At 59.0% G+C, this 26,980-nt stretch carries 21 protein-coding genes and 1 tRNA gene; 5 read left to right on the top strand and 17 right to left on the bottom strand.

Annotated elements, in window-relative coordinates:
• Nucleotides 1-19: 19 nt before the first annotated feature.
• From doeB to AB4X18_RS14800, 7 genes are all read right to left on the bottom strand, one after another.
• Complete coding sequence (gene doeB / locus AB4X18_RS14830; RefSeq protein WP_370400822.1) at nt 20-1,015, bottom strand: N(2)-acetyl-L-2,4-diaminobutanoate deacetylase DoeB; 996 nt, start codon at nt 1,013-1,015, stop codon at nt 20-22.
• A gap of 4 nt (nt 1,016-1,019) precedes the next feature.
• On the bottom strand, nt 1,020-2,207 hold the full coding sequence (gene doeA, locus AB4X18_RS14825; protein WP_370400821.1) for an ectoine hydrolase DoeA: 1,188 nt from the start codon (nt 2,205-2,207) through the stop codon (nt 1,020-1,022).
• A gap of 154 nt (nt 2,208-2,361) precedes the next feature.
• Nucleotides 2,362-5,514, bottom strand: a complete 3,153-nt coding sequence (locus AB4X18_RS14820; protein ID WP_370400820.1) for an efflux RND transporter permease subunit — start codon at nt 5,512-5,514, stop codon at nt 2,362-2,364.
• Complete coding sequence (locus AB4X18_RS14815) at nt 5,514-6,617, bottom strand: efflux RND transporter periplasmic adaptor subunit (protein WP_370400819.1); 1,104 nt, start codon at nt 6,615-6,617, stop codon at nt 5,514-5,516. The genes AB4X18_RS14820 and AB4X18_RS14815 overlap by 1 nt, the downstream gene beginning before the upstream one ends.
• Before the next feature lie 337 nt (nt 6,618-6,954).
• Nucleotides 6,955-7,668 (bottom strand): hypothetical protein, encoded by a 714-nt coding sequence (locus AB4X18_RS14810; RefSeq protein WP_370400818.1) that lies wholly within the window; start codon nt 7,666-7,668, stop codon nt 6,955-6,957.
• Nucleotides 7,669-8,551: 883 nt separating this feature from the next.
• Nucleotides 8,552-9,784, bottom strand: coding sequence for a TCR/Tet family MFS transporter (locus tag AB4X18_RS14805; RefSeq protein WP_370400817.1), 1,233 nt, complete (start codon nt 9,782-9,784; stop codon nt 8,552-8,554).
• A 441-nt stretch (nt 9,785-10,225) separates the two neighbouring features.
• Nucleotides 10,226-10,654 (bottom strand): very short patch repair endonuclease, encoded by a 429-nt coding sequence (locus tag AB4X18_RS14800; RefSeq protein ID WP_370400816.1) that lies wholly within the window; start codon nt 10,652-10,654, stop codon nt 10,226-10,228.
• Between the two features lie 57 nt (nt 10,655-10,711).
• Between AB4X18_RS14800 and AB4X18_RS14795 the strand changes: the two genes are divergently transcribed.
• A complete protein-coding gene (locus tag AB4X18_RS14795) occupies nt 10,712-12,226 on the top strand; it encodes a DNA cytosine methyltransferase (RefSeq protein ID WP_370400815.1) in 1,515 nt (504 codons plus the stop codon).
• Nucleotides 12,227-12,229: 3 nt separating this feature from the next.
• On the opposite strand, the gene AB4X18_RS14790 is transcribed toward AB4X18_RS14795, so the two are convergent.
• The 4 genes from AB4X18_RS14790 to AB4X18_RS14775 are packed head-to-tail and all read right to left on the bottom strand — an operon-like array spanning nt 12,230 to nt 19,508.
• Nucleotides 12,230-14,314 carry an AIPR family protein gene (locus tag AB4X18_RS14790; protein WP_370400814.1) on the bottom strand — a complete coding sequence of 695 codons (2,085 nt, stop codon included), beginning with the start codon at nt 14,312-14,314 and terminating at the stop codon, nt 12,230-12,232.
• The gene (locus AB4X18_RS14785) at nt 14,307-15,287 is read right to left on the bottom strand and encodes a PD-(D/E)XK motif protein (protein WP_432816753.1); all 981 of its coding nucleotides are present in this window, start codon (nt 15,285-15,287) and stop codon (nt 14,307-14,309) included. Before AB4X18_RS14785 ends, AB4X18_RS14790 begins: the two co-directional genes overlap by 8 nt.
• Nucleotides 15,256-18,006, bottom strand: a complete 2,751-nt coding sequence (locus tag AB4X18_RS14780; protein ID WP_370400812.1) for a Z1 domain-containing protein — start codon at nt 18,004-18,006, stop codon at nt 15,256-15,258. The genes AB4X18_RS14785 and AB4X18_RS14780 overlap by 32 nt, the downstream gene beginning before the upstream one ends.
• The gene (locus AB4X18_RS14775) at nt 18,006-19,508 is read right to left on the bottom strand and encodes an ATP-binding protein (protein ID WP_370400811.1); all 1,503 of its coding nucleotides are present in this window, start codon (nt 19,506-19,508) and stop codon (nt 18,006-18,008) included. Before AB4X18_RS14775 ends, AB4X18_RS14780 begins: the two co-directional genes overlap by 1 nt.
• A 1,230-nt stretch (nt 19,509-20,738) precedes the next feature.
• On the opposite strand from AB4X18_RS14775, the gene AB4X18_RS14770 reads away from it, so the two are divergent.
• The 4 genes from AB4X18_RS14770 to AB4X18_RS14755 all read left to right on the top strand — a co-directional run bounded on the left by AB4X18_RS14770 (nt 20,739) and on the right by AB4X18_RS14755 (nt 23,507).
• The gene (locus tag AB4X18_RS14770) at nt 20,739-21,785 is read left to right on the top strand and encodes a tyrosine-type recombinase/integrase (protein WP_432816752.1); all 1,047 of its coding nucleotides are present in this window, start codon (nt 20,739-20,741) and stop codon (nt 21,783-21,785) included.
• 77 nt (nt 21,786-21,862) lie between these two features.
• Entirely contained in the window at nt 21,863-22,171 is a 309-nt protein-coding gene (locus AB4X18_RS14765; RefSeq protein WP_370400809.1) for a DUF1778 domain-containing protein, read from the top strand.
• The gene (locus AB4X18_RS14760; RefSeq protein WP_370400808.1) at nt 22,161-22,706 is read left to right on the top strand and encodes a GNAT family N-acetyltransferase; all 546 of its coding nucleotides are present in this window, start codon (nt 22,161-22,163) and stop codon (nt 22,704-22,706) included. The genes AB4X18_RS14765 and AB4X18_RS14760 overlap by 11 nt, the downstream gene beginning before the upstream one ends.
• Before the next feature lie 87 nt (nt 22,707-22,793).
• Complete coding sequence (locus AB4X18_RS14755; RefSeq protein WP_370400807.1) at nt 22,794-23,507, top strand: hypothetical protein; 714 nt, start codon at nt 22,794-22,796, stop codon at nt 23,505-23,507.
• Nucleotides 23,508-23,749: 242 nt separating this feature from the next.
• Here the strand turns inward: AB4X18_RS14755 and AB4X18_RS14750 are convergent.
• From AB4X18_RS14750 to AB4X18_RS14725, 6 genes are all read right to left on the bottom strand, one after another.
• Nucleotides 23,750-23,824, bottom strand: a tRNA-Phe gene (locus AB4X18_RS14750).
• A 91-nt stretch (nt 23,825-23,915) separates the two neighbouring features.
• Nucleotides 23,916-24,107, bottom strand: a complete 192-nt coding sequence (locus tag AB4X18_RS14745; RefSeq protein WP_432816751.1) for a DNA gyrase inhibitor YacG — start codon at nt 24,105-24,107, stop codon at nt 23,916-23,918.
• Entirely contained in the window at nt 24,107-25,126 is a 1,020-nt protein-coding gene (locus tag AB4X18_RS14740; RefSeq protein WP_370400805.1) for a ribonuclease E/G, read from the bottom strand. The genes AB4X18_RS14745 and AB4X18_RS14740 overlap by 1 nt, the downstream gene beginning before the upstream one ends.
• The gene (locus AB4X18_RS14735) at nt 25,123-25,716 is read right to left on the bottom strand and encodes a Maf family protein (protein WP_432816750.1); all 594 of its coding nucleotides are present in this window, start codon (nt 25,714-25,716) and stop codon (nt 25,123-25,125) included. Before AB4X18_RS14735 ends, AB4X18_RS14740 begins: the two co-directional genes overlap by 4 nt.
• Nucleotides 25,717-25,806: 90 nt before the next feature.
• Nucleotides 25,807-26,025: a translation initiation factor IF-1 gene (infA, locus tag AB4X18_RS14730; RefSeq protein ID WP_005978431.1), complete on the bottom strand. Its 219-nt coding sequence runs from the start codon at nt 26,023-26,025 to the stop codon at nt 25,807-25,809.
• A gap of 78 nt (nt 26,026-26,103) precedes the next feature.
• Entirely contained in the window at nt 26,104-26,979 is an 876-nt protein-coding gene (locus tag AB4X18_RS14725; RefSeq protein WP_370400803.1) for a carbon-nitrogen hydrolase family protein, read from the bottom strand.
• Nucleotide 26,980: the final 1 nt, after the last annotated feature.

Below are 26,980 nucleotides of genomic sequence, written 5' to 3'. Positions count from 1 at the left end.
GCTGCGTGACTACAGCCCTTTATTGGTTCACTTCGATCCCGATCACCGCCACACAATCCCCCGATTTGATCAGGCCCGGGAAATGACGGCTGATCAGAATGCCGGAGATGTTCGCCCTGTATTCAAGCGGCGGAACCCCGGTTCGGTCAACCGGCCAGACACGCGCGACAACTTCGCCTTCGGAAACCTCGTCACCCAGATCTATCATCGGCTCGAAAAGCCCGTCATGCTCTGCAAATATAAAGCAATTGTCATCAGGCATGTCGATGGTGATTGTGGGGCCTGTTTGCATCTCACCCTTCAGGACGCCGGCGTGGATCAGCACGTTGCGGACCCCCTTTCGGGCTGTCCCTATGGACTTGGCCGTGGCCGTCCCGCCGCCACCGAGTTCGGTCGAGACAAAGGTCTTGCCCATGTCTTCCGCTGCCGTGTCGTACATGCCGACGCTGTCGATCTCCCGCAGCATGACCGAATAAGGCGCGTTGAAAGCCTCCATCGCCGCAACGCAGGCCGCCTGATGGGCCTTGTCCGGCAACACATGCGCCGCAGCGAAAGGCACGAAATCAAGCGTTTTGCCCCCTGAATGAAAATCCAGCACCACATCTGCCAGCGGCAGCAACACACGTTGAAAATAGTCGGCGATCTTTTCGGTCGGGGTCCCATCGGGACGCCCCGGAAAGCTGCGGTTCAGGTTGCCCTTGTCGATGGGAGAGGTGCGGCTCCCGGCGCGGAACGCGGGATAGTTGAACGAGGGCACAATGATCATACGGCCGTTGATGTCGTCCGGCGACAAGGTGACTGCCAATTCCTGAAGGGCAATCGGTCCTTCGTATTCATCGCCGTGGTTGCCCCCCGTCAAAAGCGCTGTGGGACCATCGCCGTTCTTGACGACCGCAAGGGGGATCATGATCGACCCCCAGGCGCTGTCGTCCCGACTGTATGGCAGCCGGAGAAATCCGTGGTGTATCCCGTCCCTGTCCAAGGGGATCGTCGGTACAACGGGTGAAGGCGTCATTGCATCAATCCTTCACCAACATCTTGCGCGGCACATCCGCGAGGCATTCAGGACCATCCTTGCCAATGCGGATACTCTCGGTGATCTCGAAACCCCAATCCTCCATCCACAGACCCGTCATGAAATGAAATGTCATGTTTTCTTGCAGGATACTGGTATCACCGGGGCGCAGGGACATCGTGCGTTCGCCCCAGTCCGGTGGATAGCTGACACCGATGGGATAGCCGGTGCGGTTGTCCTTGGTGATGCCGTATTTCTTCAGAACATCGAAAAAGGCGACCGCGATATCTTCGCAGGTGTTTCCGACCCGCGCCTTGTCCAGACCCGCCTCCATGCCCTCAAGCACCGCCTTTTCGGCATCAAGGAAGGTCTGCGTGGGCTTGCCCAGAAAAACGGTGCGCGACAGGGGGCAGTGATACCGTTTCACGACGCCTGCAATTTCGAAAAACGTACCCTCCCCGGCTTTCATCGGCGCATCGTCCCATGTCAGGTGCGGCGCCGACGCATCGGCACCGGACGGCAGCAGCGGCACGATGGCGGGATAATCGCCCCCGGCCCCGATTTGCGGATCATAGCGCAGGGCGGCATCATAAATCTCTGCCACCAGATCGCATTTACGCATCCCCGGCTCCACCTTCTCGAAGATCCGCTCATGCATCCTGCCGACAATCCGGCCCGCCTGGCGCATCAGCTTCAATTCCGCCTCCGACTTCACCGCCCGTTGCCAGTTCACCAGCGCTGTCGCGTCGGTCAACGTCGCATTGGGCAGGTTCTGTTTCAGGGAGGCGAAAGCAGCGGCGGTGAACCAGTAATTGTCCATCTCCACACCGATCACGCCCTTGGCGTGGCTACGGTCGACAAGCTGTGCCGCCAGAAAATCCATCGGATGCCGTTCGGTCGACTGCACGTAGTGGTCTGGGTATCCGATGATGTTCCCCGGATCCATGAAGCAGGTGCGATACGCCCCATTGGCGTCCTGCCCGCGTCCATACCAGATCGGCTCCCCTTCCAATGGCAGCACGACACATTGGTGCACATAGAAGGACCATCCGTCGTATCCTGTAAGCCAGTTCATGTTGGATGGGTCAGACACGATCAGAAGGTCGATCCCGCGCGTTTGCATTGCCCTGCGGGTCTTGTCGATGCGGTCTTCGAACTCAACGCGCGAGAAATGGAGAGTGGGTGCAGGCATGGGCGGCTCCGGACAGGGCAAGCTGACAAGGCCATCTTGCGTCACGAAATCCTAAATGGCCACCAGTCGCTTTGCCTGAACCCTAAATCACCCATGCGAACGACGCCGACATGCAGGGACCAAGGTCCGCTCATTTCCGGCCCGGTCTTGCGCCTCATGTCGGGGCAAGTGCAGGTTCTGCAAGCACCGGCTTTCGCACACACAAACGCAACAACGGCGGCACCGTGAGCAGCGTCAGAAAGGCAGACATCGACAATCCACCCACCACCACCGCGCCAAGCCCACGATAAAGCTCCGACCCTTCACCGGGAAAGATGATCAACGGTAACATGCCCATCACACTGGTCAGCGTCGACATGAAAATCGGCCTGATGCGGTTACGCGTCGCCTCTTCAATCGCAGCGACAGGCTCCATTTCGTCAACGCGCAGATGATACAGTGTCTGGTGCACAATCAGGATGGCGTTGTTCACCACGATCCCGACGAGAATGATGAACCCCAGCAAGGTCAACATATCCAGCGGCTGGGTCTGGAACGTATTGAGCAGCGCAAGCCCGCCGACCCCACCTGCCGCCGCGACGGGGACGGCAATCAGGATCACCAGCGGCAGGACAAAGCTTTCGAACAGGATCGCCATCACCAGAAAGACAATGATCAGCGCTACGACAAGATTGATCTGAATGGCCGACCACGTCTGGGTCAACTGATCCGCCGTCCCCGATACGCTGAGCCTGATGTCCTCCGGCACGCCTTGCTCCTGCAGCACAGCGACGACTTCGCGCTCCAGCAGTTCAACGGCGGCTTCCAGCGGCAGCGCATCTGATGGCCGGACCTCCAGCGTGACGGTGCGCAAACGGTCGCGGTGGCGGATTTCGGTGGGGCCCGCTGTCAGGATCACGTCCGCCAGCGCCGAAACAGGGACGATCTGCCCGCCCGGTGTCACAACCGGATAACTGCCCACGTCCTGCGTGCGCGTGGCGACGCTGACGGATGGATCGCCTTTCAAAACCAGATCAACGCGTTCGGCACCAACGGTGATCTCGGCCACCCGCAGCCCATCATTGAAAGCATCCACCGTCGCGGCAAGGCCCGAGCTGTCCAACCCGGCATCCGCAAGCCGCAGACGGTCCGGCACCAGCCGCACCTCGGGCGCACCAAGCTCCAGCCCCGGAATGGGGCGAAACTGGTGCCCTTCCGTGCGCGGCAGTAAGCCCGAGACTATCCCGGCGGCGCGACCGGCCACAGCGAGGATCTCGTTCAGGTCCTGACCCGATATGTTCAGCTCAATCGCACGCCCCCCGCCAACGCCACGGCCAAACAGCGACGGCTGTGTCATGAAACCGAAGGTGCCAGGTTCGGCAAAGATCGGGCGGCTCAGCACAGGGATCAGCTCCCCCGCGCGCTGGCCATCCTGCGCGGCCGCACCGACGAAGGAGTTGCCCGGCGTCGCCACAAAGAAGAAATTGGCAATTGTGGGTGTGCCATCTTCTGTTTCGGTCGCAGGTGCCGCTTCCCAAAGGGGCTCTGCCACCGCTTCGATCCGCTGGGCGATGGTCTGCGTGGTCTCAAGGTTGTACCCTGGCGGCGGGATGATCAGGCCAAAGACAAGGTTCCGATTGCCTTCGGGCAGGTATTCCAGCCGTGGCAGGAAGGTGTAGCTGGCAATGCCCGCCCCGCCAGCAATCAGCCCGACCATCAAAAGCCCGATCGCGCGGTAGCGCACCGTCAGCCGAACGTAAGCCATGACAAGCGCGCGAAACCCTCCGGCCAGATGGTCGATCCCAAAAAGGCGCACAGGTTTTTGGTCCTTCGCTGTCAGCAGCCTGCTGGCCAGCGCCGGGATTACCGTGACTGCAACCACCAGCGACAACAGGACGGAGACGGATATCGCCACCGCGATGTCGCGGAAAAGCTGACCGGCCTCCAGCTGCATGATCAGGATCGGCACAAACACCAGAACCGTTGTCAGAGCGGAGACAAGGATCGCACCCCAGACCTGCTGCGCGCCAAGATAGGCGGCCTCGCGTCGGCTCTTGCCCTCTTCCCGCAGCCTGTAGATGTTCTCAAGCACCACAATCGCAGCGTCCACGATCATGCCCACTGCAAAGGCAATCCCCGCCAGCGAAATCACATTGAGCGTCCGACCGGTGATCGCCATCACCACAAAGGTCGCCACGATGGACACCGGGATCGCGAGCGAGACAACCAGCGTCGCCCGCAGGGACCTGAGAAACAGCATCAGGATCAGTGCCGCCAGCGCCCCGCCAATCCAGATGTTCTGCGTAACAAGGGAAATCGCCCCGTCGATATAGATCGTCTCGTCATAGACCTGCTGCATCTCAAGGCCCTGCGCCGCAACCGGGCCTGCGCGCAACTCCGACAGGACCAGACGCAATTCCTCCATCACGGAAATCACATTGGCACCGGATTCGCGCACGACATTGAAAGCCAGCCCCGGCTGCCCCTTGAACCGCAAACGCGATGTCGGCTCCTTGTAGGCAAAGGCCACGTCAGCAACATCCGCCACCCGCACCCGTCCTGTCCCGCCCGACGTGGCCGCCGACCGAAGAACGACAGCGCGAATGGCGTCCTCGGTGTTCAGATTGCCCTCGGTCCGCACCACATAGCGGCGTTTGCCTTCGTCCACATCACCCGCCGAGATCGAGATGTTTTCGGCCCGCAGGATGCGCACGACTTCCGGCACAGTCAGGCCAAATCGGGACAACCGCCGCGGGTCCACGATGATCTGAAGTTCACGGGTCACGCCACCGAAGACATTGACCGCCGACACCCCTTCGATCCGCTCCACCCTGTCCTTGATGATATCTTCGACAAAGTCACCGTAGGTTGGCATATCACGGTTATTTCCCTCTGCCGCCGTCAGCAGCACCCACGCGATGGGACTGTCATCCGACCCGGAGGTATTGAGCGAAGGCTCATTCGCCTCCGCCGGATAGCTGCCGACGCGATCAAGCCGGTTGGACACCAAAAGCAGCGACTGGCTCATATCCGTGCCAACGGCGAATTCCAGCGTGACCTCGGCCTGCCCCGTGCGCGAGCGGGATGTCATGATCTCAAGCCCTTCAAGCCCCCGCAGCGCTTCCTCCTGCGGGTTGACGATTTCCCGCTCGATCTCCGATGGTGCCGCGCCGGGCCAGACGGTTTCAATCACCACGATCGGTTTGCGCACATCCGGCGCAAGCTGGATGGGGATGCGCGAGAGCGCGATCAGCCCGAACAGCACCGCCATCAGGACCGTAGCGACAACCGCGATGGGACGGTCAATGGCGAAGCGGATAATATCCATCAATCCGCGTCCATTGGACTGGCTGCAACGGGCTGTCCGGGCCGCAGCCGTTCGTTGCCCCGGATCACCGCCAGATCACCCGGTGCCAACCCCGACAGCACCTCGTACCGGTCACCCACGGCAACGCCCAACTGCACGGTTCGCGGCTGCGCCATGTCATCTTCAACGACAAAGACCGTCCAGCCATTTGCCGATTGCACAAGCGCGTCCTTGGGCACTGACAAGACCTCGCGCGCACCTCCGATGGGGATCTGCAGCGTCAGCGAAGCTCCCGCAGCCACGTCCGCAACATTGCCCAGATCAGGTGCCACGAAACGCACAGCGCGGGTGCGGGTGGCAGGGTCTTCAATGGGCAGAATGGCCCGCACCCGCGCTGTCAGGTTCGTCCCGGACGAAGTGACGGCCTGCACTTCCTGACCTGCAGCAAGCGCCCCGACATACTGGCCGGGAATGCGGGCTTCGATCTCGAAGCTTTCCGTGTCGATCATGCGCAGAACCGGTGTTCCCGCCTGAATGAAAGCACCCGGAATGGTCTGCACCGCGATCACGACACCGGCAAACGGCGCGCGTATCTCACTCCGCCTGAGCCGATATCGACTTTCATCAAGCCGCGTCTGACTGATTGTCTCACGGGCCTTCGCCGCCACCAATTCCGAGCGCGCTTCAAGCACATCGGCCTGCACCTCGTCAAACCGGCCTTCGCTGAAGGAGGTTGAACCGCGTAATCCCTCCGTGCGGGCAAAGACGGTTTCCGCCCGGTCCAGCCGCGCCTGTGCCGTTTCGATCCGGGCTGCGGCCTCTTCCAGCTCCGCTTTGGATTGCGACACGAGGATGGTCAAAAGCTCTTGATTAAGCTCAACCAGAAGATCGTCCTTATCAACCTGCGCCCCGGCAAGGACATGAACTTTTTCAACATTGCCCGCAACCCGGCTCGCAATCGTTCCGTCGCGCGCGGTGACCACATCGGCAAAGACCGGAACCGTTTCGGTAAGCGCGCGCATCTCCACTTCCTGCACCCCGACTGACGACGGACCGCCCTGCGCCAGGACGAGGTTGGAGGACATCAGCAGAACCGACGCCGCGAAAATGAGGAATGCGCGCATATCAATGACCTGTTTGGACTGACTGCGACCTAGGCCATTCTGGCGGTTTTCAAGGTGTACAAGTACCCATCTGGTGCCAGGAACGAACACATCCGCGTCAGGGGGGCAGCGCAAACACCGGCACGTCAGGCGATACAATGAAACCGGTGAACCAAACTTGCCAGATGCAGTATGCGCAGGATCCCGGCCGGCTCAATCTGGCATGGTATGCCGCCGGTCGGACTGGGACTTCGTCCGACATTGCCGACACGGTGTCATTGATCAGCTTCCGGTTGTCACCATCGCCCCGATCGTAAAGGTCGTGCAGGAAAGTCTGGGGGTAAGATAGGGTGCAGCGCTACGAAGATTCCCAAACCCAGCAGCGCGGGTCGCGGTAAAGGCTCAGGCTTTTCGCGCGGCTTTCTGCCGCCTCCAACAGCGCATCAAAGCTGGTCGTCAGATAAGCCCGCATCTGATCCATCTTGCGCAGGTTTGCGGTTGACGGTCCTAGCAACAGTTCCAGCAGGACGATGTCGACGCTGCAGAAGCCCATTGGGTTGTTCTCGAACCAGGCGCTGTAATCCTTGTTTCGCAGGTCTTCCGCCAATAGGGACACGATCTGGGTGGCATCAACATCGGACGCCCGCAGGATGGATTGCAAAAGCTCTTCCGACAGGATGGAGCGGGCAACACCATGGGGCATATCGCTATAGGAACTCGCAAGGACAAATTCCCGATGGCCCGGACCGGGCAGGCTGACCGACATACCCCGCGCCCACTCCGGAAAAATCGCAGCCGGATCGGGGGGTCTGCTGCCGACAATGCCTTCCATGAGGTCCAGCAACGCCGCCTGATCAGGCCGCGCGCCCTGCAACACGTAAAAGGTCGTGATGTCCTCAGGACAGGCGGCAAGGTCATCAACGAGGATCTGCCTCCAGCCCAACTCGAATGCGTCCGACAGATCGGCGATAAGGGTGCTCGCCCATGTCCGGGTGGCGTGGTTTTCCTGAATGCAAAACGTCTCGGACCCCTGTCTGACCCTCAGGATCGGATTGCTGATCTGTTCTGTCACTTTGGTTGCAAAAGCTGCCTCGAAAACCCTCTGCGTCTGGGCTTCTATATCATCTTTGGCCAAAAGGGCCCGGGCAGAGACGGCAAAGGCGCCGCAAAGGGCTATGCCAATTGCAATCAGCTTACAGTGTTGTGACAGCATGAACCTATCCCAGGCGTGAAAGCGGAAAGGGCACGATGCACCCTTTCCGAAGGTTTCAATCAATAGTGCGCGTCTTAGGCACCCAGGTAATTCCCCCGTGCAGCCACCGATATTGCCGCTTGGCCTATCCGGCCGCCCGTTTGCCGCGCCATTGACCTCTTGCAGGCATTGCATCAGCGCACTGCGCCCAAGCCAAATCAGCGGCTGTATCCGTAGGTCCAAATGAAACCATCGGATCGGTATCGCCGGGACACCACGCATCCTCCACCAATGCCAGTATCCGACGCACCATATCCGGCATCGGACCGTTAAGGTCCGACCAATCCGAGAACCCGGGCAAAGACTTGTTTTGGGTATACTCCACCAATGCCGATGTCGTCGCCTCACCCAGCAAAATCCTTGAACCCGAAGGAAACATGCCCCAGCGTCACCGAACTATTTATGGTTGAACGCTATCCAAGCACCGCCTCAAGTCAAGGCAATCGGATTGGGTCCGCCGGAATGAGCGGGCTGAGGCTGAAACAAGTGGGCCGGATGAACGGTTCCCCGCTCAAGCAATTGTTTTCAAACACCTTACTGGGTCACTCCCAATGTCCTGCACCACGGCATGAATGTCTTGCGTGAACCCCGGCACACAAACCCTCTCTGCGTGCAAGGCACACCCATCCGGAAACGCTCAAAGCCGCACCTTTGACCACGATGCTATCAAGAAAAGGCCCCCGCGCGCGACAGCCGCGATGCACTACCCAAGCGGCGCACCGGTCTGAGGTTTGGCAGATCTCCGCGGGTTCAAACGCGTGATCAGCGGCACAATCGCGACGATCAGCAATGCCGCGACAAGGAATGGCGCACCCGGGAAATAGACGCCTTGTTCGTTTACGAACCGCTCAAATACCCCGGTCAGGGCAAGGGGTGCTGCGACCGCTGCAATCGACGACAGGGATGCGATCACCCCCTGCACCAGACCTTGCTGGTCTTCGCCGACCCGGTTCGCTGCAAAAGCTGTCATCAACGGCGGTGCCATGTCCGACAACGCGGCAATTGGCAGGACCACCGCCACAGCCCAGACAGCGGTCGAAAACCCGAACCCGACCAGTCCGATCACGCCTGCGATGGTCGCAATGATCAGGGTCCGGTAGTCACCAAGCCGCTTGGTCAGCTGTGGCAAAAGCCCGGCCTGCACGATTGCAATCAGGATACCGTAGGCAGACAGGGTCAGCCCGATGATGAACCCATCCCATCCAAACACTTCACGGCCCCAAAAGGCCCAAAGCGTCGGATAGACCATGTTGGCAAATTCGAACACGAAGATACACAGAAGCGGAATCGCAAGCCCCGGAATGGCAAACGCGCGCGCAATGGACCCGAATGGGTTCAGGTCGCGCCGACCAAAGGGGCGACGATTTTCCGGCTTCAGGGATTCCGGCAGGATCAGGATCCCGAACAGCACGTTGAGCGCCGACAGCGCCGCCGCAATCCAGAAAGGGGCCGTGATATGCCACCCTGACGCCACGCCGCCCAAGGCCGGCCCGAATACGAACCCGATCCCGAAGGCCGCCCCGATCATCCCAAAGGCCGCACCCCGCTCCTCCGGCCTGGCAATGTCAGAGATATAGGCCGTGGCGGTGATATATGTGGCCCCCGCCATCCCCGCGATGACCCGCCCGACAAGCAACACCCAATACGTCTGCGCCAACGCCATGATAACATAGTCAATGGCCAGCGTGACCAGCGCCGCAATCAGGATCGGTCTGCGGCCGAACGCATCCGAAAGGCTGCCCACGATGGGACCGAACAGAAACATCGCTGCGGCATAGGCCGACATCATGACCCCACCCCAGAACGCCCCCTCCGCCGTGCTGCCAGCACCCACACGGTCCATCAGATCAGGCATGATGGGAAACACGATCCCCACGCCAATGGCATCAATCATCAGGGTCGCAAGAATGAAAAGAAAAGGACCGGAACGCTTCATGTCTTCACCCGACACCTGAACAGCACCGTTTACAAGCCGCAATCGTGACGTGTCACTTTGCCAGAACCGGAGTGACAAGATTATCCGCACCTGCCGCAACCATCGGGGGAGGCATAGGTTTCCCTATGGCGCGTCCAAACCTGCCTGCACGCCTTGCCCGGGCATCAAAGACCGCCGGTGCTTGGCGGCTGACCGTCATGCTCGGAAATTTGCGCACACGATGATGAGTAAGGAATGTGGTGCCCGGGGGCGGCATAACCTGTTGTTTTTATTATAGTATTTTACAGGTCGGTGGGACTTTTATCTTTCACCATGTTTATTGGATTTTTCCGGATATGTGTCCCACTTTTTCGAAGGGAGTTTTGACGCAAACGTCTTCGATCAGGACAGCCTGATTTTCCAGAATGCGACAGTCACAAACGGCGTCGGCCCAGCCGACCGCTATGCGTTCGGATGCTCCATCAGCCAATCCGAAACGTGCTGCAAAGTCGGAACCAACGCTTCGCGCGCAAGTTCGCACTCCCACACGACAAGGACCCGCCAACCTGCCGACTGCAGCTGATCGATGTTCCGCCGATCTCGCGCGGTGTTCTCGGCGAACTTGTTCTGCCAGAAGTCCTCGCGCGTCGCGGGGGTAGTTGCCTTCGGGCATCCCGGGTGACGGTGCCAGAAGCAGCCGTGAACGAAGACGGCAGCTCTATACTTGGAAAACACGAGGTCAGGACGACCCGGAAGACCCTTCTGGTGCAGCCGATATCGGAATCCGCGCGCATGCAGAGCACGCCGCAGCAAGAGCTCCGGCTTCGTGTCCTTTCCACGGATGCTGCGCATCATCCGCGATCGGGTTTCGGCATCGACGATGTCCACCATCTCATCTCCTTGCCATGTCTGCGAAAACCTGGGAAGAGGAGAGGCAGGAGAATTGATGTGTCGAAGCCCGTTCAAATCGTTGATCTGTTTTCAGGCCCGGGAGGCCTCGGAGAAGGATTCTCTTCCTGCAGAAGGAGCGATGGGTCACGCGCCTATGCAATCGCCGTTTCGATCGAAAAGGATCCTGCTGCGCATAAGACACTGAGACTTCGTGCATTCTTGCGCCAATTCGATGAATACCCACAGGAATACTATTCATGGATTGCCGGGAAGCACGAATGCCCGGATTGGAAAGAACTGCACCCTCGGCAATGGAAAGCTGCCGAAAACGAGGCTCTATGCGCAGAGCTCGGGAAACCGGAGGCTGCGTCGCTACTCTCCGAGAGGATTTCTGCGACAAGGCGATTGGCCGGTGATCGCACTCTTCTGATTGGCGGCCCTCCCTGCCAAGCCTACTCCCTTGCCGGCCGATCTAGAAACGCCGGCATCAAGGACTACAGACCGAAGAATGACGACCGGCATTTCCTCTACCGCGAGTATTGTCGAGTTCTGAGAGAGATGAGCCCCGCGGTGTTCGTGATGGAGAACGTCAAGGGCATGCTGTCCTCATCCGTCGAAGGCTTGGCCATCTTCGATCAGGTCATATCTGATCTCGAACATGCTGGCCCGGGTTACAAGCTTATCGCTTTGTCGGCCAACATCCAGCCGGGCGATCATACGGAACCCAAGGATTTCGTCATTCGCGCGGAAGCTCATGGCGTACCACAGGCGCGGCACAGGGTTATCATCGTCGGCATCAGGTCGGATATCGCCGGAGACTTCGTTCCGAAACTTCACCAGCAAAACGCCTTGGTTCCAGTCAGGGACATGATGACAGGCCTGCCGAGGCTACGAAGCGGGTTGAGCAGACGCGATGAAGAGCACGCTTGGTACGACGCGGTGGTCGACGCGATGGAGTCTGTGGGCAAGATCGTCCGGGATTATCCGGGCGAAAACTTTGGCAGCTTTCTGAACGAGCAGGATCGGGTCGAGGAACGACTTTTAGCGACTTCGCAGTTGGGTCGCGCGAGCAACGCAAGAAAACCTCTTTCGAGGAAGCTGCAGCCGGGACTCGCTGCGTTTCTGAACGACCCGAAGCTCATCGGCGTCTCGGGTCACGAAACCCGAGGGCATATGCCATCCGATCTTGCGCGCTACCTCTACGCCGCGTGTTTCGCGAAGGCCGAGGGGCTTAGCCCGCGCGCGCACCAGTTTCCGGACATCCTGGCGCCAAACCACAAGAACTGGAAAACGGGCAAGTTCAATGACAGGTTCCGCGTTCAGATCGGCAATGCCCCGGCTTCAACGGTAACGAGCCACATCTCGAAGGACGGGCACTACTTCATTCACCCTGACCCGACGCAGTGCCGCAGTCTTACGGTGCGCGAGGCCGCGCGGCTGCAGACGTTCCCCGACAACTACCACTTCATGGGCAATCGCACCGAACAGTTTGTGCAGGTTGGGAATGCCGTGCCTCCATTTCTTGCGAGGCAGATTGCCGATACCCTACTCCCTGTATTCGAAAGCCTTTGAGCGTTAGCTCGTCAGTTCAAGGCTCGCGTGCGAGAAGCCTTCATCCTGAAGCTTCTTGAGCGCGCTCATAGCGATCGCGCATTGCTTGTCCGACGGCATCTTGTTTGGGATCGCGGCGCAGGTTTCCAGAACACCATTTTCCCGCGGGGACAGAAGCCCCCGTTCCCGTGCCCAATTTCGTGCTTCTGTCCAGAACTTGGCTCCCAGCCTGTGCACCTCGAGTTCCGCCTCGACGCTAGTCTCGACAGCCTTGTCCGCACGGGCCTCTCTCGCCCGTTCGTTGGCAAGGTCCGGCGAAATCAGAGCGCGATCGAATTCCTCAGGATAGCTCAACTCCCGATCTTCCAGTCCCTTCCAGCAGGCCTGCTTCTTGGCCCATTCGCTGAAATTGCGCACACCCTCCGGCGGGTGCGTGATCACGTCCTGAGCTTCGGCTGCGGCTACCAACAACGCAGTCTTCAAGTCGGGCGAGACATCCTGATATCTCCAGACGGCGTCCAGATCGACAACCATCTCACGTTCCTCTGCATCATGAACAAGCTTGGCGATCGCGTAGGTCACGATGTTGGCACGGTAGCCGCCTTCGTACCATTCCGCGCCAGAGACCAGTTTTTCGGTGGCCCGGAAAATGATGGTCTTTGCGATCATGCGCCTGAACCAGAGCTCGTCGAAAGCCGCGCCTTCTGTCCCCCACCGCTTGCCGATATGCTTGGCGAATTCCGCAAAGTTTTTCTGCGCGCCGAGGCTCACGATATGCGGCAGGCAGGCCCAAGTGTTCTCGAACTTGGCCAGGTCGGTCTTCGTGAGGAACTGGGAACGCGGAAACTCGGCATCGAACCTCTTGCGCTCCGCAATGGTCTTTCGCCCTCGTTCGTCGGCATATTGTCCCCTCGCGCGTTCATAGAACCATTTGGTGTCCCGATACCCGTCTTCTCCCCGCGCCAAAACCTTGCGAGACAGTTCTTCCGTCCGGATGTGGAAGGGATGGTTGGCGAAGAAGTCCGCTGCGTTCACCTTGTTCTGGCTGTTCGCGTATTCCGAGATGCGCGGGACCACGAGTTCGGATTGTTCGCGCGGAACGATGGTCAGCTTCATTTGGACGTGAACACGTTCCAACTGCTCGGCGAAGGCCTTACGTGCGGCGTGCAGTGAAGCCGTCGTTTGACCGCCATTGACGATCTGCAGATTGTCAGCCCGCACCAGCTGGAGCCCGATATCGGTCTGTTCCATCTCGATCGCGTCGGCCGTCGCACTCAGGCCGTTGTTGTAGGAAAAGAACATGTGCGGCTCATCGCGGATCGTGTTGCGAATGCCTTGGTTCACCTTGCCGCGCGCCTGAAGAAAGCTTCTCACGTTGGCCTCGAGCAGGCGAGGTCCCCATTTGTCATAGATGGCCGCCAGCTGCTTTCCGGGAATGACCGCAAGGTAGCTTTCGAGCGCACTATCGCTTCCGGAAGCCGCAAGAAGGGGAACGTTTCCGCCGAAATCCCTGTCGAAATCGATGATCAGGTTCGCCCGCGCCTGCCCCTGCTCCATGTATTGCTTCAGACGCTTCAGGTCCCAAACACTGAGGGTGACAGGTCTGCCATCAAGATCCTTCACGTTTGCCGCATCGGCACGGGCGCGAAAGTCGGCGTTGGTCACGATGATGAGTTTGACCTTCTCGACATCCTTCCAGGTCGTGGCGATGAGATCGGCCACGCCGAACCCGGCACTTGTCTCTTCCAATTGCTCTCGGAAATCGGTCTTCAGGCTTGAAACAACGAACCTGTAGAGCCGCTGCAGGAGGCGCTGAATCTGATCCTTGTTCTGAACACGCACCTCGTCGGAAAGCTCGAAGTCGCACAACACGAGGCTCAGGACGCCATCGCCATCTCTTGGGTCGCCGCCGTAACCGTCGATCCGCATGGGGTTGCTGGCGCCACCGCCCTCGAAGTAAGCCCTATTGGCTCCGTCCAACTCCCCGGCTTCGGTAAGCAGATCGCCCACCTTCTCGAAAAACGCCTCAACTGTCACAAGTCCAAGCACATCGGCATCGCCTTGGATATCAGCGATGAGTTCATGATGAAATTCTTCGAGATCACTCATGCTCAAGCCCCTTCCGGATCACGTCGATCAGATCACCTTCCAGTTTGAACGGCTCGCAGGCATCGAGAGCGATCGAATACCTGACGTTCTCTACGCCTGGTGCAAGTGGCGCGGAAATCCGCGGGAAACCCTCATTAACCTCATAATCGGTCGCAGCGCCGAGAAGCCACCGCCTGTCGTCGTAACTGTTCTCGGGATCATATCCTGTCGAATAGAGCGTCTCCTCCCACGCTTCGAACGCCGCGCCGTCTTCTTCGAACATCTCGGCCGTCATTCTCACGTGATCATGCAGGCTCTGACCTTCCGGCAGGACGGCCGACGCCACATTAACCACACGCAGGCAAAGGCGGCTTCCTTCGACATCAGCAAGTTGGTCTTCCGAAGAAATGGCCACGAACGGCTTTGCCGCCACCCGCCTTGCCTTCACCTCGACACAGCTTCCGATGAGCTCGAAATCCTTGGCGGAACCGGTCGGTCCGGTCCACGTCTCGATTGCAGTGTCAGGTCCGAAAGCCGAAACAAGGTCCCGAAGGAAGGCCAACTCGCCGACAAGCCCCCGCTGCTCTTCAACGGATAAACCATTGGTCTTTCCGCCACGCAGAAGGTGATACCAGCGCCGCGTGCGTTGAAGCGCTCTCGAGAGCGCTTCGTCGCGATCCGCGCCGGCTTCCCCAGCCTCGACCACATCCCGGCAAAGGGTCTCGAAGATCTCGACCTGACTTCTTTCCTTGAGGCCGAGAACGAATGCCGATCCACCCGAAACAGGGCGGAAGGAGGCAGCAAGGTTCTTCAACTTCGGTAGACGTGGCAGTGGTTGCGGCAGGCCGGTCAACCTCAACATCAGGCCCGGCATGCCCGCTTCCAGCACCACCCAGAAGAAATCGAAACGGCCCGCGACATCGACCCGCTTTGCTTCGTCCAAGTCGAGTCTTTCCCATGGATCACGAGGCTTCAAGGGCAGCCTCCTGATCATCGTCCTCGTCTTCTTCCCCGAAGAGCTCTCTGAGTTTCACAGTGTTTACAATGAACTCTTCGCCATCATCCTCATAGTTGGACTCAGGCAGGCTTATCCCCCAAGCCACTACGGGATCTGACGGAATCAGCGCGACTTCCTTCTTGGTCTCTTCTCCTTTCGGTGCTCTGCCTTTCACAAAATGCAGAATGAAAAGACCTAGATTCCTTTCTTTCCGGTAGATCGAGTCAGGATAGTTCACTCGCTCAACTTCAGATTTTCCCTCTTTCGCTCGATACCTTGCTTCCGCAGCTTGAGCCTTCGGTGCGTCGACCCCAGCCTTTTCAATACCACGAGACGCAACTCTCATTTTCTTTCCGCTGAAGGACATGAACTCATGCTTCAGGTCATGAAGGTCGACAGAACGGTTTGCCGGAACAATGCTGGTTCCAAGTATATCTTCTGATATTCCCTTTTCCAGACTTGGAATAAGCACATCCCATGTTTTCAACTGGTCGCTTTTTCTCGCACGGATATAGCTCCGGATAGGTCGGGGGTCCGTAGTCACACTGCGATCCTCATTGCGCCAGCCCGCAAAAAATTCATCTACATAGTCCACCGGAACGCCTCTTATGAGTCTGCCCCATTGGGTTTTCTCTTCAGAAAAAGCCCCAGCGTTTATTTTCGAGACTAGCGATTTCGCGAGTTCAAGATTAGCGGCGAGATCGTTCGGTTGGATACTAACTTTCGCTGTTTCCACAAACTTATTGGATAGGCCAATCCGCATAGTAACCTTCTGGCCGGACCCCAACTTATTTCGAGCAGTCACCAGCAAAGAGGCGGGATGGCTCCGCACCGCAAGACCAAACATTCGCGGCGTCGCCTTGGCCTTTTCCATGGTGCGCAACTCATCATGCAATTCTTCGGCAGCGTTGGCGATGAACGCGTACCAATCGATTGCTTCACCGGGCATCCAGATACGGCAAAGGTCCTCGTAGCCGCCCCGATACCCGAACCAGCGCCCCATCTGCATGAGCGTGTCGTACATCATGGTGTTGCGCAGGAACCAAGTAACCGTGAGGCCCTCCAGCGTAAGACCACGTGACAGAGAAAACCCGCCAACAGCGACGACGGTCTGCCCGCGCTCACCGGAGTTCGAATAGTCCAGATCGTTGGCCCGGCTGTTCACTTCGACAATTTTGGCCGATGCAATTGCATCAAGCAGTTCGGACTGGATCGCCGACCAGTCGGATTCCGCGTCGGAGTATTCTTCCTGCCAGACCGTATGGAGCGCCGCGATTTCCGGATCGCTCAACGCGGCAGCGCCCCGGCTGGCATTGATCCGAACAGCATTCTGAATCCGCTCGAGTGTTTCATGAAGGCGGTTTCGCAGGCGGCCCTGTACGGCGGTGAAACGGCTCGCGTTGACCAGCATCGAACAATGCGCCGCCTTCTGGCCGCGCAGGTTCCTGATGGTTCTCGCCAGCAGGAAGGTGCGCAATGCACGCGTCAGCGATGGCGGAAGCGTGTCGAGCTCATGATCGATCTTGTGTTTGATCGGCAGGATATCCTCGTTGTCGGTGATGTACCGAAGCCAGGTCGGATCGCCATCTTCCGGCAAACCATCCACGAAGATCTTGGTCGGGCCGAAATAGTTGCTGGGCGCGTCTAGGCCAATGATGAAGTCTCTCGGAAAGAGGTCTTCATTGTACATCTCGTCATCCTGATCGGGGTCGATGAAGATGTTGGCAAAAGGGGTGGCTGTGTATCCGACATAGCAGCTCCGGTGGAACATGTTCAGCAGATCGCGAATCTGGCCATTGATCGTCGTGACGAGTTTCTTGCCATATTTCGTGTTGATTGAAGCGTTGTCAGCTTCATCGTCAATCAGCAGCATCGGCTGATCGATCATCTCCTGATCGCCACGCGCGCTGTTGTCTTTGAGCCAGTCGAGCAGGTTGGCGAGCGTTCGGTGGTTCTTTTTGATCACGAGGACCACCGGTACCTTGTAGGAGTCGATCTCGCTCGTGTTGGTGGAAGCCGTGGCCTTGTTGAAATCCCGAAGCGTGTTGGTAAGGCTGACCGGTGTGTTGTTCGGGTCGAAATGGCCGACACCAATGATGTGTTTCGCCCCGCCCTTCTTCGTTTCCTGGGACTTTCCGGTGTCACGGCCGATGAAACCTTCATCAATTCGGGCCTGAGTCTGGTTTCGAAGGTTGTTATGAATACCTGCAATGACGATGATCAGCCTGTACCCTGCATCCGCAGCCTTACAAATCAGGCCTGCATAATTCGCTGTCTTTCCGCTTTGAACATGCCCCACCACCATACCACGGCGATCCCATGGCACCTGTTTGTCGGGGTTTCCCAAGCGACTGAGGATCTTGTCTGTGACCTTATCTGTTGAAATCACGACGTCCTTGGGAAGGCCGTTCTGCAGAAGCAGTTTCTGATAGCGATTCCAGTAGAACGGCTCGATAGATGGTTTGGCATCATCAAGCCATGGTTCGAAGTCCTCGCTGTCGACGACTGCACCTAGACCCGCTTTGATACCTTCCTTAGCCTCAATTTCTTTGGCTATCAGCTCGATTTCGCCATCAGTCACCCCTGGAGGATTTCTCCGCGCGTGCAACATGTTTAGGTCGGAAATATAGGAGCGCAATTCCTCCCCAGTCATTCTCGGACTGTCAAAAAGATCCATTTCGACGGTGTTTTTTAGCTTCTCAAATGCATTTCTCATTACTCTGCCTCGGCAAGAAATTTCTGTAGAATTGGCTCAACGCTATCCCATTGCGAACGCAAGAACGCATAACTTTTCATTGTATCAATTAGGGCGTCAGTAGACATGCCATTTTCCATTAGATTGACTGCAAGAGAATATATGAGCTCTTCCAAATCAGCAGCCGAGGTCTCGTCAGCAGTGACCGCTTCCGCATTCCCGACAAGTTCAGCATGTAGCGTCTCGATCGGTAAACCAGACCCCACGATGCGCAGGCAACGTTCGAAACCCTCTCGCAGCTCTTCTGGCAGCTGCTCGGCATAGGTTCGGAAAACTGGGTGCTCGAGGTTGGGACGAAATACGATCTGACCATCGTTCTGCACCTTATTCCAGATCGGAAAACGGGTTTCATCGACCAGTTTCTGGCCCCGGCTTCTATACGTGCGCTTGGACGTGCCGACAAACCGCTCGACAACCTTTTTCAGGCGCTCACGCACCACCGGCGGAAGCTGGGCCGAGGCCTTCTTCACGTCGATCTTCCACTCCGCGTCCATCGTGTTCGGAATATCGACTGCTATACGGCAGAGTTTCGTCAGTTCCGTTTGGCGCGCCAGACCCAGCCAGCCACCCGCGATGATGAGACGTTTCTCGCGGTAGACATACAGGCCCTGAGACTTCAGATGCCCCTCAGGACCGCCAATTTCTTCCCATTCTTCCCGGCTTATCCGCTTGTGATGGGGCAGCGTGTGGCACCTTATCAGAACGTCACCCTGGCGCAGGCGAAGCACTTCTTCCGGGTCCTTTTGCGTTGCGACGTGTGTCGATGCCATGGGGTCGATGGGCTTCAGCGGTCGACCGTTCAGCGACAGTTTCAAACGCGGCTTGGAGCCCTCCAGAAAGCGATGAAACACCAATCGCAAATGATGTTCTGCGCGGGACAACTCCGAATTCATGTGCTCGGCCCGCTTCGCACGATCATGTATATAACCGCCACTCAAGCGATCGAGTTTCTCCCAGATGACGACCGTTCCAGTCTCCGGAAGGAGGTCATGGCCCGTCACGAGCTCGGGGTTGTCGATGAGTTCGAGGCTCCAGTCGTTCCGTTTCGCGACTCGATCCAGGTCCCAACGAGCACAGGATGTTCGTCCGTCTTGCCGCGTCAGAACCGTCAGACTTCGGCACTGCGAGAAGCTGGCACTCTTGAGACCGAGGCCGAAACGACCGAGGTCTTCTGCCTCGCGCTCGTCTGTCGGGTTCTTCGAACCGAGACGCATGGCTTCGACCAGTTCGGTTTCCGTCATGCCTGAACCGTCATCGGCCAATGCGATCCACGGTTCGTCGGCAACGGTGTCGGCGATCATCTCTACCGTCCGTGCGCCAGCGGTGATGGCGTTGTCGATGATGTCGGCGAGAGCTGTCTCGAGGTTGTAGCCGAAGTCGCGATGACCTTCGATGAGCGACGCCGCGTATGGCGTCGCATCGACTTCCCTCGTTTCAAGTTCGCCACGTGTTACTGTCCCCATAGGTTGAATCAACGCATGATTTCCAGCATTTGCAAGGCCTTGTTGAACGTTTCAAGGCGGTTGCGAGAGAGAGCGGCTTGGCCCGAAGGTTTGTACCCGGCTTGCAGCGCAGATGCAGACAGGCTGCAGCATCTCGGCAGACACGCAGCACACCTTTTGCAGGGAAGGCCATTGTCCAGCGCTCACCCTCGAATCAATTCCAGTCGCTCCACAGCTAATTAAAGATTCAGAATTGCGCTCATCGCAGGCTAGGAATGCAGCCGAAAACCTACTTACGACGTGCTCTGTCTCGAACCGTAGGATCGCGGAAATTGTGGCGGGCTTTCGTGGATGGTAGCGTGCCGCATCGCACCGCTGGTGAGATCGACTGAAACGGCCAGGGGTGAGCGATGGAAAAGGGCGAGATAAAAGCGCATGCCACGAATGCCGCAAGTCCCTGACGTGACTGGCGTTTTCGCGTGCATGCCGGGCGGTCGTGTGCAGGTTGAGGGAAATTTCGCCGCGTTTTCAAACGACTGGCATGCACAGTGCGCAACGGCACTCTCCATGGCGCTATTGTGAATGGCTAGGCCATGGCGGGATCGCAAACGTGACATCTCGCGCTCAACAATGGGAGCGCGAGATAAAAGAGGTGCCGCACGGCCACCTCAAGTTGCTGTTGTTCAACGAGAATATCCGCCGCAGTCGCGCAGGCATTGAAGCATCAACCGCCCCAACTCACTGACCTTGCGTCATTTTTCATGCGGCATCCCGCCAGCAATTCGAAACCATACGACTACCCCAGTGCAGCCGGGACGGCGACACCTAATCCCACGCTCGCCAATTACCTGTCATTCTCCGCCGTGGTGCTACTCCTCCCGTTCTCAGCTTCGTTCAGCCCGCCCTTTCCGGCATCCTAGGGGCAACCGAAACCCCAACCGATCGCCCCGTGCCCAAGCGCCCCGCCATTCTGCCTCCCACTCTCCCTTCCCGCGGTCTCTCGCGGACCGAGGCCGCGGCCTATATCGGGGTCTCGCCCACGCTCTTCGACCACCTGGTCAGCGACCGGCGCATGCCGCCGCCCAAGCGGATAAATGCCCGCACGGTCTGGGACCGGAAAAAACTTGACCGGGCGTTTGAGCTGATCCCTGATGGGGATCACTCCGACCACAATCCCTGGGACGACTGATGGCTGACGAAAGGCAGCGTGCACCCATGCCAACATTCCTTATGCGAGACGGCTCAGGCAGCATGCGCCTGAAACACGTCATCGAGGACACCGACCGGCACGGGAACGTGCGCGTCTACCTGCGGCGGCCCGGGCATCTGAAGGTGCGGCTGCGCAGCCAGCCTGGAACGGAGGATTTTCTCGCCGAATACCGCGCCGCGATGATGGGCGCGACGCCGCGCGCGCCGGCCGGACCGCTTGAGCGGCGCGGATCGAAGGGCAGCTTCAAATGGCTCTGCGAGCAGTACTACGTCTCCGCCGAATACCAGCGGCTGAGTGGCCGCACGAAGTACGTCCGGCGCGGCATCCTCGACCGGATCTGCGAGAAGAACGGATCGAAGCCCTACGCGTTGATGGAGCCTCGCCACGTCCGGCGCATGCGGGACGAGATGGCAGACCGGCCCGAGGCTGCCAACGGCTTCGTCAAGGCGCTGCGGCAGGTCTATGGCTTCGCGGTCGAGTATGAACTGGCGCAGCGCAACCCGGCCCGGGACGTGCCCTACCTCAAGGCCAAAGGCGACGGCTTCCATTCTTGGACGATGGATGAGGTCCGGCAGTTCGAGGAGCATCACCCGATCGGCAGCAAGCCCCGGCTGGCGCTCGCGCTCATGCTCTACACCGGGCAGCGGCGGTCGGACATCGTCCGGCTCGGGCCGCAGCATATCAAGGACGGCTGGATCACCCTGACCCAGGCCAAGAACCGGGAGCGCAAGCCCGTCACCCTCTCCATCCCGGTCCTTCCGGAGTTGAAGGCGGTGATCGACGCCACGCCCACCGGCAACCTCGCCTTCCTCGTCACTGCCTTCGGCAAGCCCTTCACCTCGAACGGCTTCGGCAACTGGTTCCGCAAGCAATGCGATGAAGCCGGGCTGAAGCACTGTTCCGCCCACGGGCTGCGCAAGGCGGGCGCGGCACTGGCGGCCGAGAACGGCGCGACCGAGCGGCAGCTGATGGCGATCTTCGGCTGGACGACCATGAAGGAAGCCTCGCGCTACACCCGTGCCGCGCGGCAGAAGGTGCTGGCGGCGTCTGGTATGAAGCTCCTGTCGCGGGAAGGGGGCGGGCCGTGAAGGGAGGACGGTCGATGCATCAAATCTTGACATGTACGGCGTTATACCGTACATGAAGCGCTCAAAGGAGATCGACCATGTTCGCCATCACTTCAGCCGCACAAACCCCGGGCAAGATGGAAGCGCGCAAGGAATTGCGCATGCATCGCACGGATGAGGAACGCATTCGGGCGGCTGCGGCCGCGACCGGATTGCAGGAGGCCGACTTCATCCGTCAGGCCGCCCTTCTGCGTGCGCAGGAGGTAGAGCAGCGTATGTCTCTCTCCATTCTGCCTGTCGAGGCGTTCGACGCGTTCAAGGCTGCTGTCGCGGCTCCGGGTAAGGTCGTGCCCGGACTGGCCCGTGCGGCGGAGGCGTCGAAAGGCCTTCTGAAGGATGCCGGCTGATACCCCGGCGGATCGGCCCGCACTGACCATCGCGACATTCGACAAGGCGCTGCATGACCGCAGCGCCTTTTCCTGTGGCTTCGCACCTATTGACAACTTCCTGAAGACGTCCCTGTCGGACCATATCAAGGCCGGTATGGTCGCGGCTTGGATCGCGACCACAGAAAACGATCCCGCCGTGCTTGGCTTCTACACTTTGGGAGCATTGGCAGTTCGGTCCGAGTTCGGCCCGAAAGCGTGGCAGCGCGCAAGGGTGCCCGACGTTCCGGTCATCTACATCCGCGCCGTCGCGGTCAGGCAGGACATGCAAGGCAAAGGCCTCGGGACCGCCCTCGTCATCGATGCAATGAAGCGGTGTATCGGCATCGCGGACCAGATGGGTGCCGCTGCCATCGTCCTAGATGTGCTCGAGGACGAACACTTCGACCGTCGCTGGCGCTTTTATGAAGACCTTGGTTTTCGGCCTCTAGGGGATCCCGATAATCCGAAGCGTGTGTATATCCCGATGGCAGATGTGAGGGCGACGTTGGATTGAAGCCTAAACGCGACCACAACTCCTACATAGAAAATTGCTGTTTTCTCGGCTTTATCCTAGCATCCATAGAACTATCCCAAAAAGGAAATGACCAAAATGATCTCTGAGCGCTTCGAGGACTTCGCGCAGTCATTACGCCTGTTCATTGAACAGAAAATGAGGTTCCAGGAACTATTCCTGATCGATGCTGATGAAGCGATTGGAAACTTGGAACTCGCCTGCAAGAGCATGCTGGATACCTTCGCAAGCCTGTATGATGCCTCAAGGGCTGATTCCGCGATAGAATTCGACTTCTACGGTAGTCCTTTGTGTTGCTGCGTACTGGCATACCGAAACGCCAAGCATCACAACAAAGCCAATGGAATTCGCAGTGTTCACCGCTTCGCTCGGCAAAGTGAACGCCAGGACTTACTACTGGTCGACTTCCCTGCAGGATCAGGTGAAGAAGGGGGCGGCTTCATCGATCACTATGCGTCGTGGGGCGATTTCTGCACGCTGCTGCAAATGCCACGGGATCAGAGTCGGCTGCGCGGAAACGCACAAGAACTGATAAGGGCGCGTTTATCGGCCGATAAGTTTGAGCTCTTCGCGGAAAATGACGGCGTTCCAGTTGGTCGTATATTCGTGAATATGATCCCGGTAATAATAGGCGCGGGTTCGGAATTTCTTCCAGATTTGAAGCCCCATATTCACGCTACTAGCACAGAGGGCGAGCATTTCCTCTGGCACTTCGAGAACGTTGAACAAGCGAACTTTAGCGAACCGAAGTATATGGAACTAACCAGCTCGGTCTTTGGATAGACGCCTCCACGGGGAGCTCCTAGTACCGATTGATACTAGATACATGCCAAAGGTCCAAAATGGAGCGAGAGTTGGCAGTTCGTCCGCTCCTTGCAGCCCATCCAAGGAACCATATTGGCCTCCCAGAGGTCGAGAACGCGAACGCTTCACGAACAAAAAAGTCCCACTTTTGCCCCAGCGCGAAAACGGTGGGACGATTTTGCCCCATAACCCATTGATATCATTAATATCATAAGGTGCTTTGGTGCCCGGGGGCGGAATCGAACCACCGACACGAGGATTTTCAATCCACTGCTCTACCCCTGAGCTACCCGGGCACGGGAGACCTGTGTCAGGTCGGGTGAGCGGGTTCTAGGGCGTTGGGCGCGGGGTGTCCAGCCTCTTTTTCACGGCCGTCCACTCGATCCCTCAGTGTGGTTTGGGGGGCTCTTTCCCGGCTGCTTCAACCGCATCAATCGCGGCTTCGATGTCTTCGGGATCACGCGACGGGACGGCATATCGACCGTTGAACCAGCGCGCTAGATCGATGTCTGCACAGCGGCGCGAACAGAATGGGCGATAGGCCTTTTCGGTTTCTGCATCACAAATCGGACAAGCCATCAATCCTTCCCCTCCAAGGGTGCACGCGCGCGTTTGCGTTGCAGCTCATAATGGCCCAACGGGGTCCAGCCGACCAGCGCGGTCTCAATATCATCTGCGCGCAACGCTCCGCGAAGCGCACTTTCGAAACCGCGGCGGTCCTTCTTGGGCATGGGCGCAAGATCAAGGGTGATCTGCCCGCCCAGACCCCGCAGCCGCAGCGCCCGCGGCAAGGCGCGAGCACAGGCAAGGTTTGCCTTCACCCCGGCCGCAAGGGAGCTGTCGCGCCCGGTGTTCACATCCACCGCCACCAGCGCGCGGGTGGGTTCCAAATACATCATCGCACCGCCCCCGAGCGGGACTTCGGGCCCCCGCACAGTCTCCAGCGCATCAAGGACGCCGTGGGTATCAAAACACCCCGGCGTCGTCACGACCTCAGCCTTTTCGACCCAGTCACGCCAGGCAAGAATATGCGGCCCATCACCGTCGGCAAGGGTTTCCACCTGCGTCCCGTCATCGCCAAGCACCTTGTCGGCAAGGGTCAGCATCGTGGCGATGTCATCGGCAATCTCCTCCGCGTCGGCCTCCGCACAGCTTGAGCGCAGGATCAGCCCGTGCGGTACCTCTGCCGCCACCTCGTGCGCGATCTCCAACAGGCGGTCGCGTAGGTCCTCGTCGCGGATGCTGCGCGAAATATTGATCCCCGGCGCCTCTGGCGTGACGATGGCATAACGGCTCTTGAACAGCAGCTTCGCGGTCACCGGAATGGCCTTCCCCGGCTCGGCATAGCCGCCTACCTGCACAAGGATCATCTGTCCGGGCGCCAACCCCTTGATCTGGCGCAGAAACGCAGACCCGTCGGGTGTTTTCAGGAACATGCCCCCCTGCCCCTTGACTGGCCTGTCGGCCTGGGCGCGATAGATGGTGCCGGGACGCGGCGCGGGGGTATCCACCAGCAGATCATCAAGCTGGCCATCGACCATCAATGCCGCGGCCTCGGCGTCCCCCAGATGATCAAGCAGAATGGTCCGGCCCTTCATGCGCGCGCTCCTGCGAATTTGGGATGCCCGGCAGCGCGCAGCAGATTGGCCGTCTCGGCCAGCGGCAGGCCCACGATGGCGCTGAAGGACCCCGATATCCAGGGGATCAGCACCCCGGCAGGCCCCTGTATCGCATAGCCACCCGCCTTGCCCTGCCAATCGCCGGTATCCAGGTAGTTACGCACTTCCACATCCGAGAGGGCTTTCATCCGCACCACGCTTTGCACGTCACGTTCCCACATATCTGCACCGCGCCTGACGGCCACCGCTGTGATCACCTTGTGCCGCCGCCCGGAAAGCAGGCGCAGGAACGCCTCCGCCTCCTCCCTGTCCGCGGGTTTGCCAAGAATGCGACGGCCCAGTGCGACAGTGGTATCGGCACACAGGACAATATCGTCCGTCCCCGCCTTCACGGCGGCGGCCTTTTCACGGCAGATGCGCGCGCAGTAAGGGCGCGGCAGTTCGTTTTTCAGAGGGGTTTCATCAATATCCGGCGGCCGCACATCATCTGGCACGATTCCGATCTGCGCCAGCAGTTCCAGACGTCGGGGGGACCCCGATCCGAGGATGAACTTGGACGTATCAGACAACGGACAATCCCGTAGGGTGCGCATTCATGGCGCAGCGCGCACACCACAGGCGCGCGACAACAGGTGCGCGTCCCGCGCGCACCCCGCACATCACTTGAACCGGTAGTTAATCCGACCCTTGGTCAGATCGTAAGGTGTCATTTCCACCTGCACCTTGTCGCCCGCGAGAACGCGGATGCGGTTCTTGCGCATTTTTCCTGCCGTGTGCGCGATGATCTCATGGCCGTTCTCAAGCTCGACCCGAAATGTCGCGTTAGGCAGGAGTTCCTTGACGACACCGGGAAATTCGAGCGTATCTTCCTTGGCCATGGTCTCTCCTGATCAAAACAAGGCCGATTTGGCCTCGACGCGTTAAATGAGCGCATTTTGGCCTTTTTTCAAGGGGTATTAGCGCAATCGCACTGTCAAAGCGTTTGCATCCCGACCTGTCTGCCCCTCCCAATGGCTGCGGTTGAGCACGACACCCTCCCGCCGGACCTTTGCCACCTGTGCCAGATCGGCATCCGCATAGGTCCACCCGGGCACGTTCATCTGCCCCAATGCGAGCACGCCGGTTTCGGGAAAGCCGATGTCAGGCGGGGCAAAGATACCCCCCGTGCCATGGCTCATGCCCAAGGCTTCCGACCAGTCAGCGGGGCCGACAACGCTGGACATCGCGGTGATGCATTGCTGTTCAAGCGCACGCGCCTGCGCGCCGATGCGCACCCGCCAGTATCCTGCCTGGGCTTCCGTCACGCTGGGCACGCAGATCAAGTCGCACTGCGCCAATGCCCGGCCCAGAAGCGGAAATTCACAGTCATAACAGATCAGTATCCCGATCGCGCCAAGCGCGGTATCGAACACCTGCAAAGGGTTGCCCGGCACCACATCCCACACTTCGGCTTCGAACCGGGTCATGATCTGCTTGTCCTGCACCCCGATCTGGCCGGTGGGCGTGATCAACCGGGCGCGGTTGACCGGACGGGTCTGGAATACCGCAGGACCGGAGCCAGCGACGATATGCACCCCATGCGCCGCCGCCAACCGCAGATGCAGCGCATCTGCCTGCTCCAGACGGTCTGACACTGCCCAGAGGGAGCCCTCCAGATCACCCGCCACATTGAGCCCCTCCAGCGTGGCCAGTTCCATCGCGGCATATTCGGGAAAGATCAGCAATTGCGCGCCCGCGTCCGCCGCCTCCGCAACCCATGCCGCAATCTTGTCCTCATATTGTGCGTCGGATGTGAAGACATCCAGCGGATAGGCAGCAGTTGCGATCTTCATC

This window comes from Sulfitobacter rhodophyticola, from assembly GCF_041281685.2.
In the GTDB taxonomy this organism is placed as follows: Bacteria; Pseudomonadota; Alphaproteobacteria; order Rhodobacterales; family Rhodobacteraceae; genus Sulfitobacter.
The sequence above is the reverse complement of the archived record's forward strand: the minus strand, read 5'-3'. Positions and strand labels throughout refer to the sequence as shown.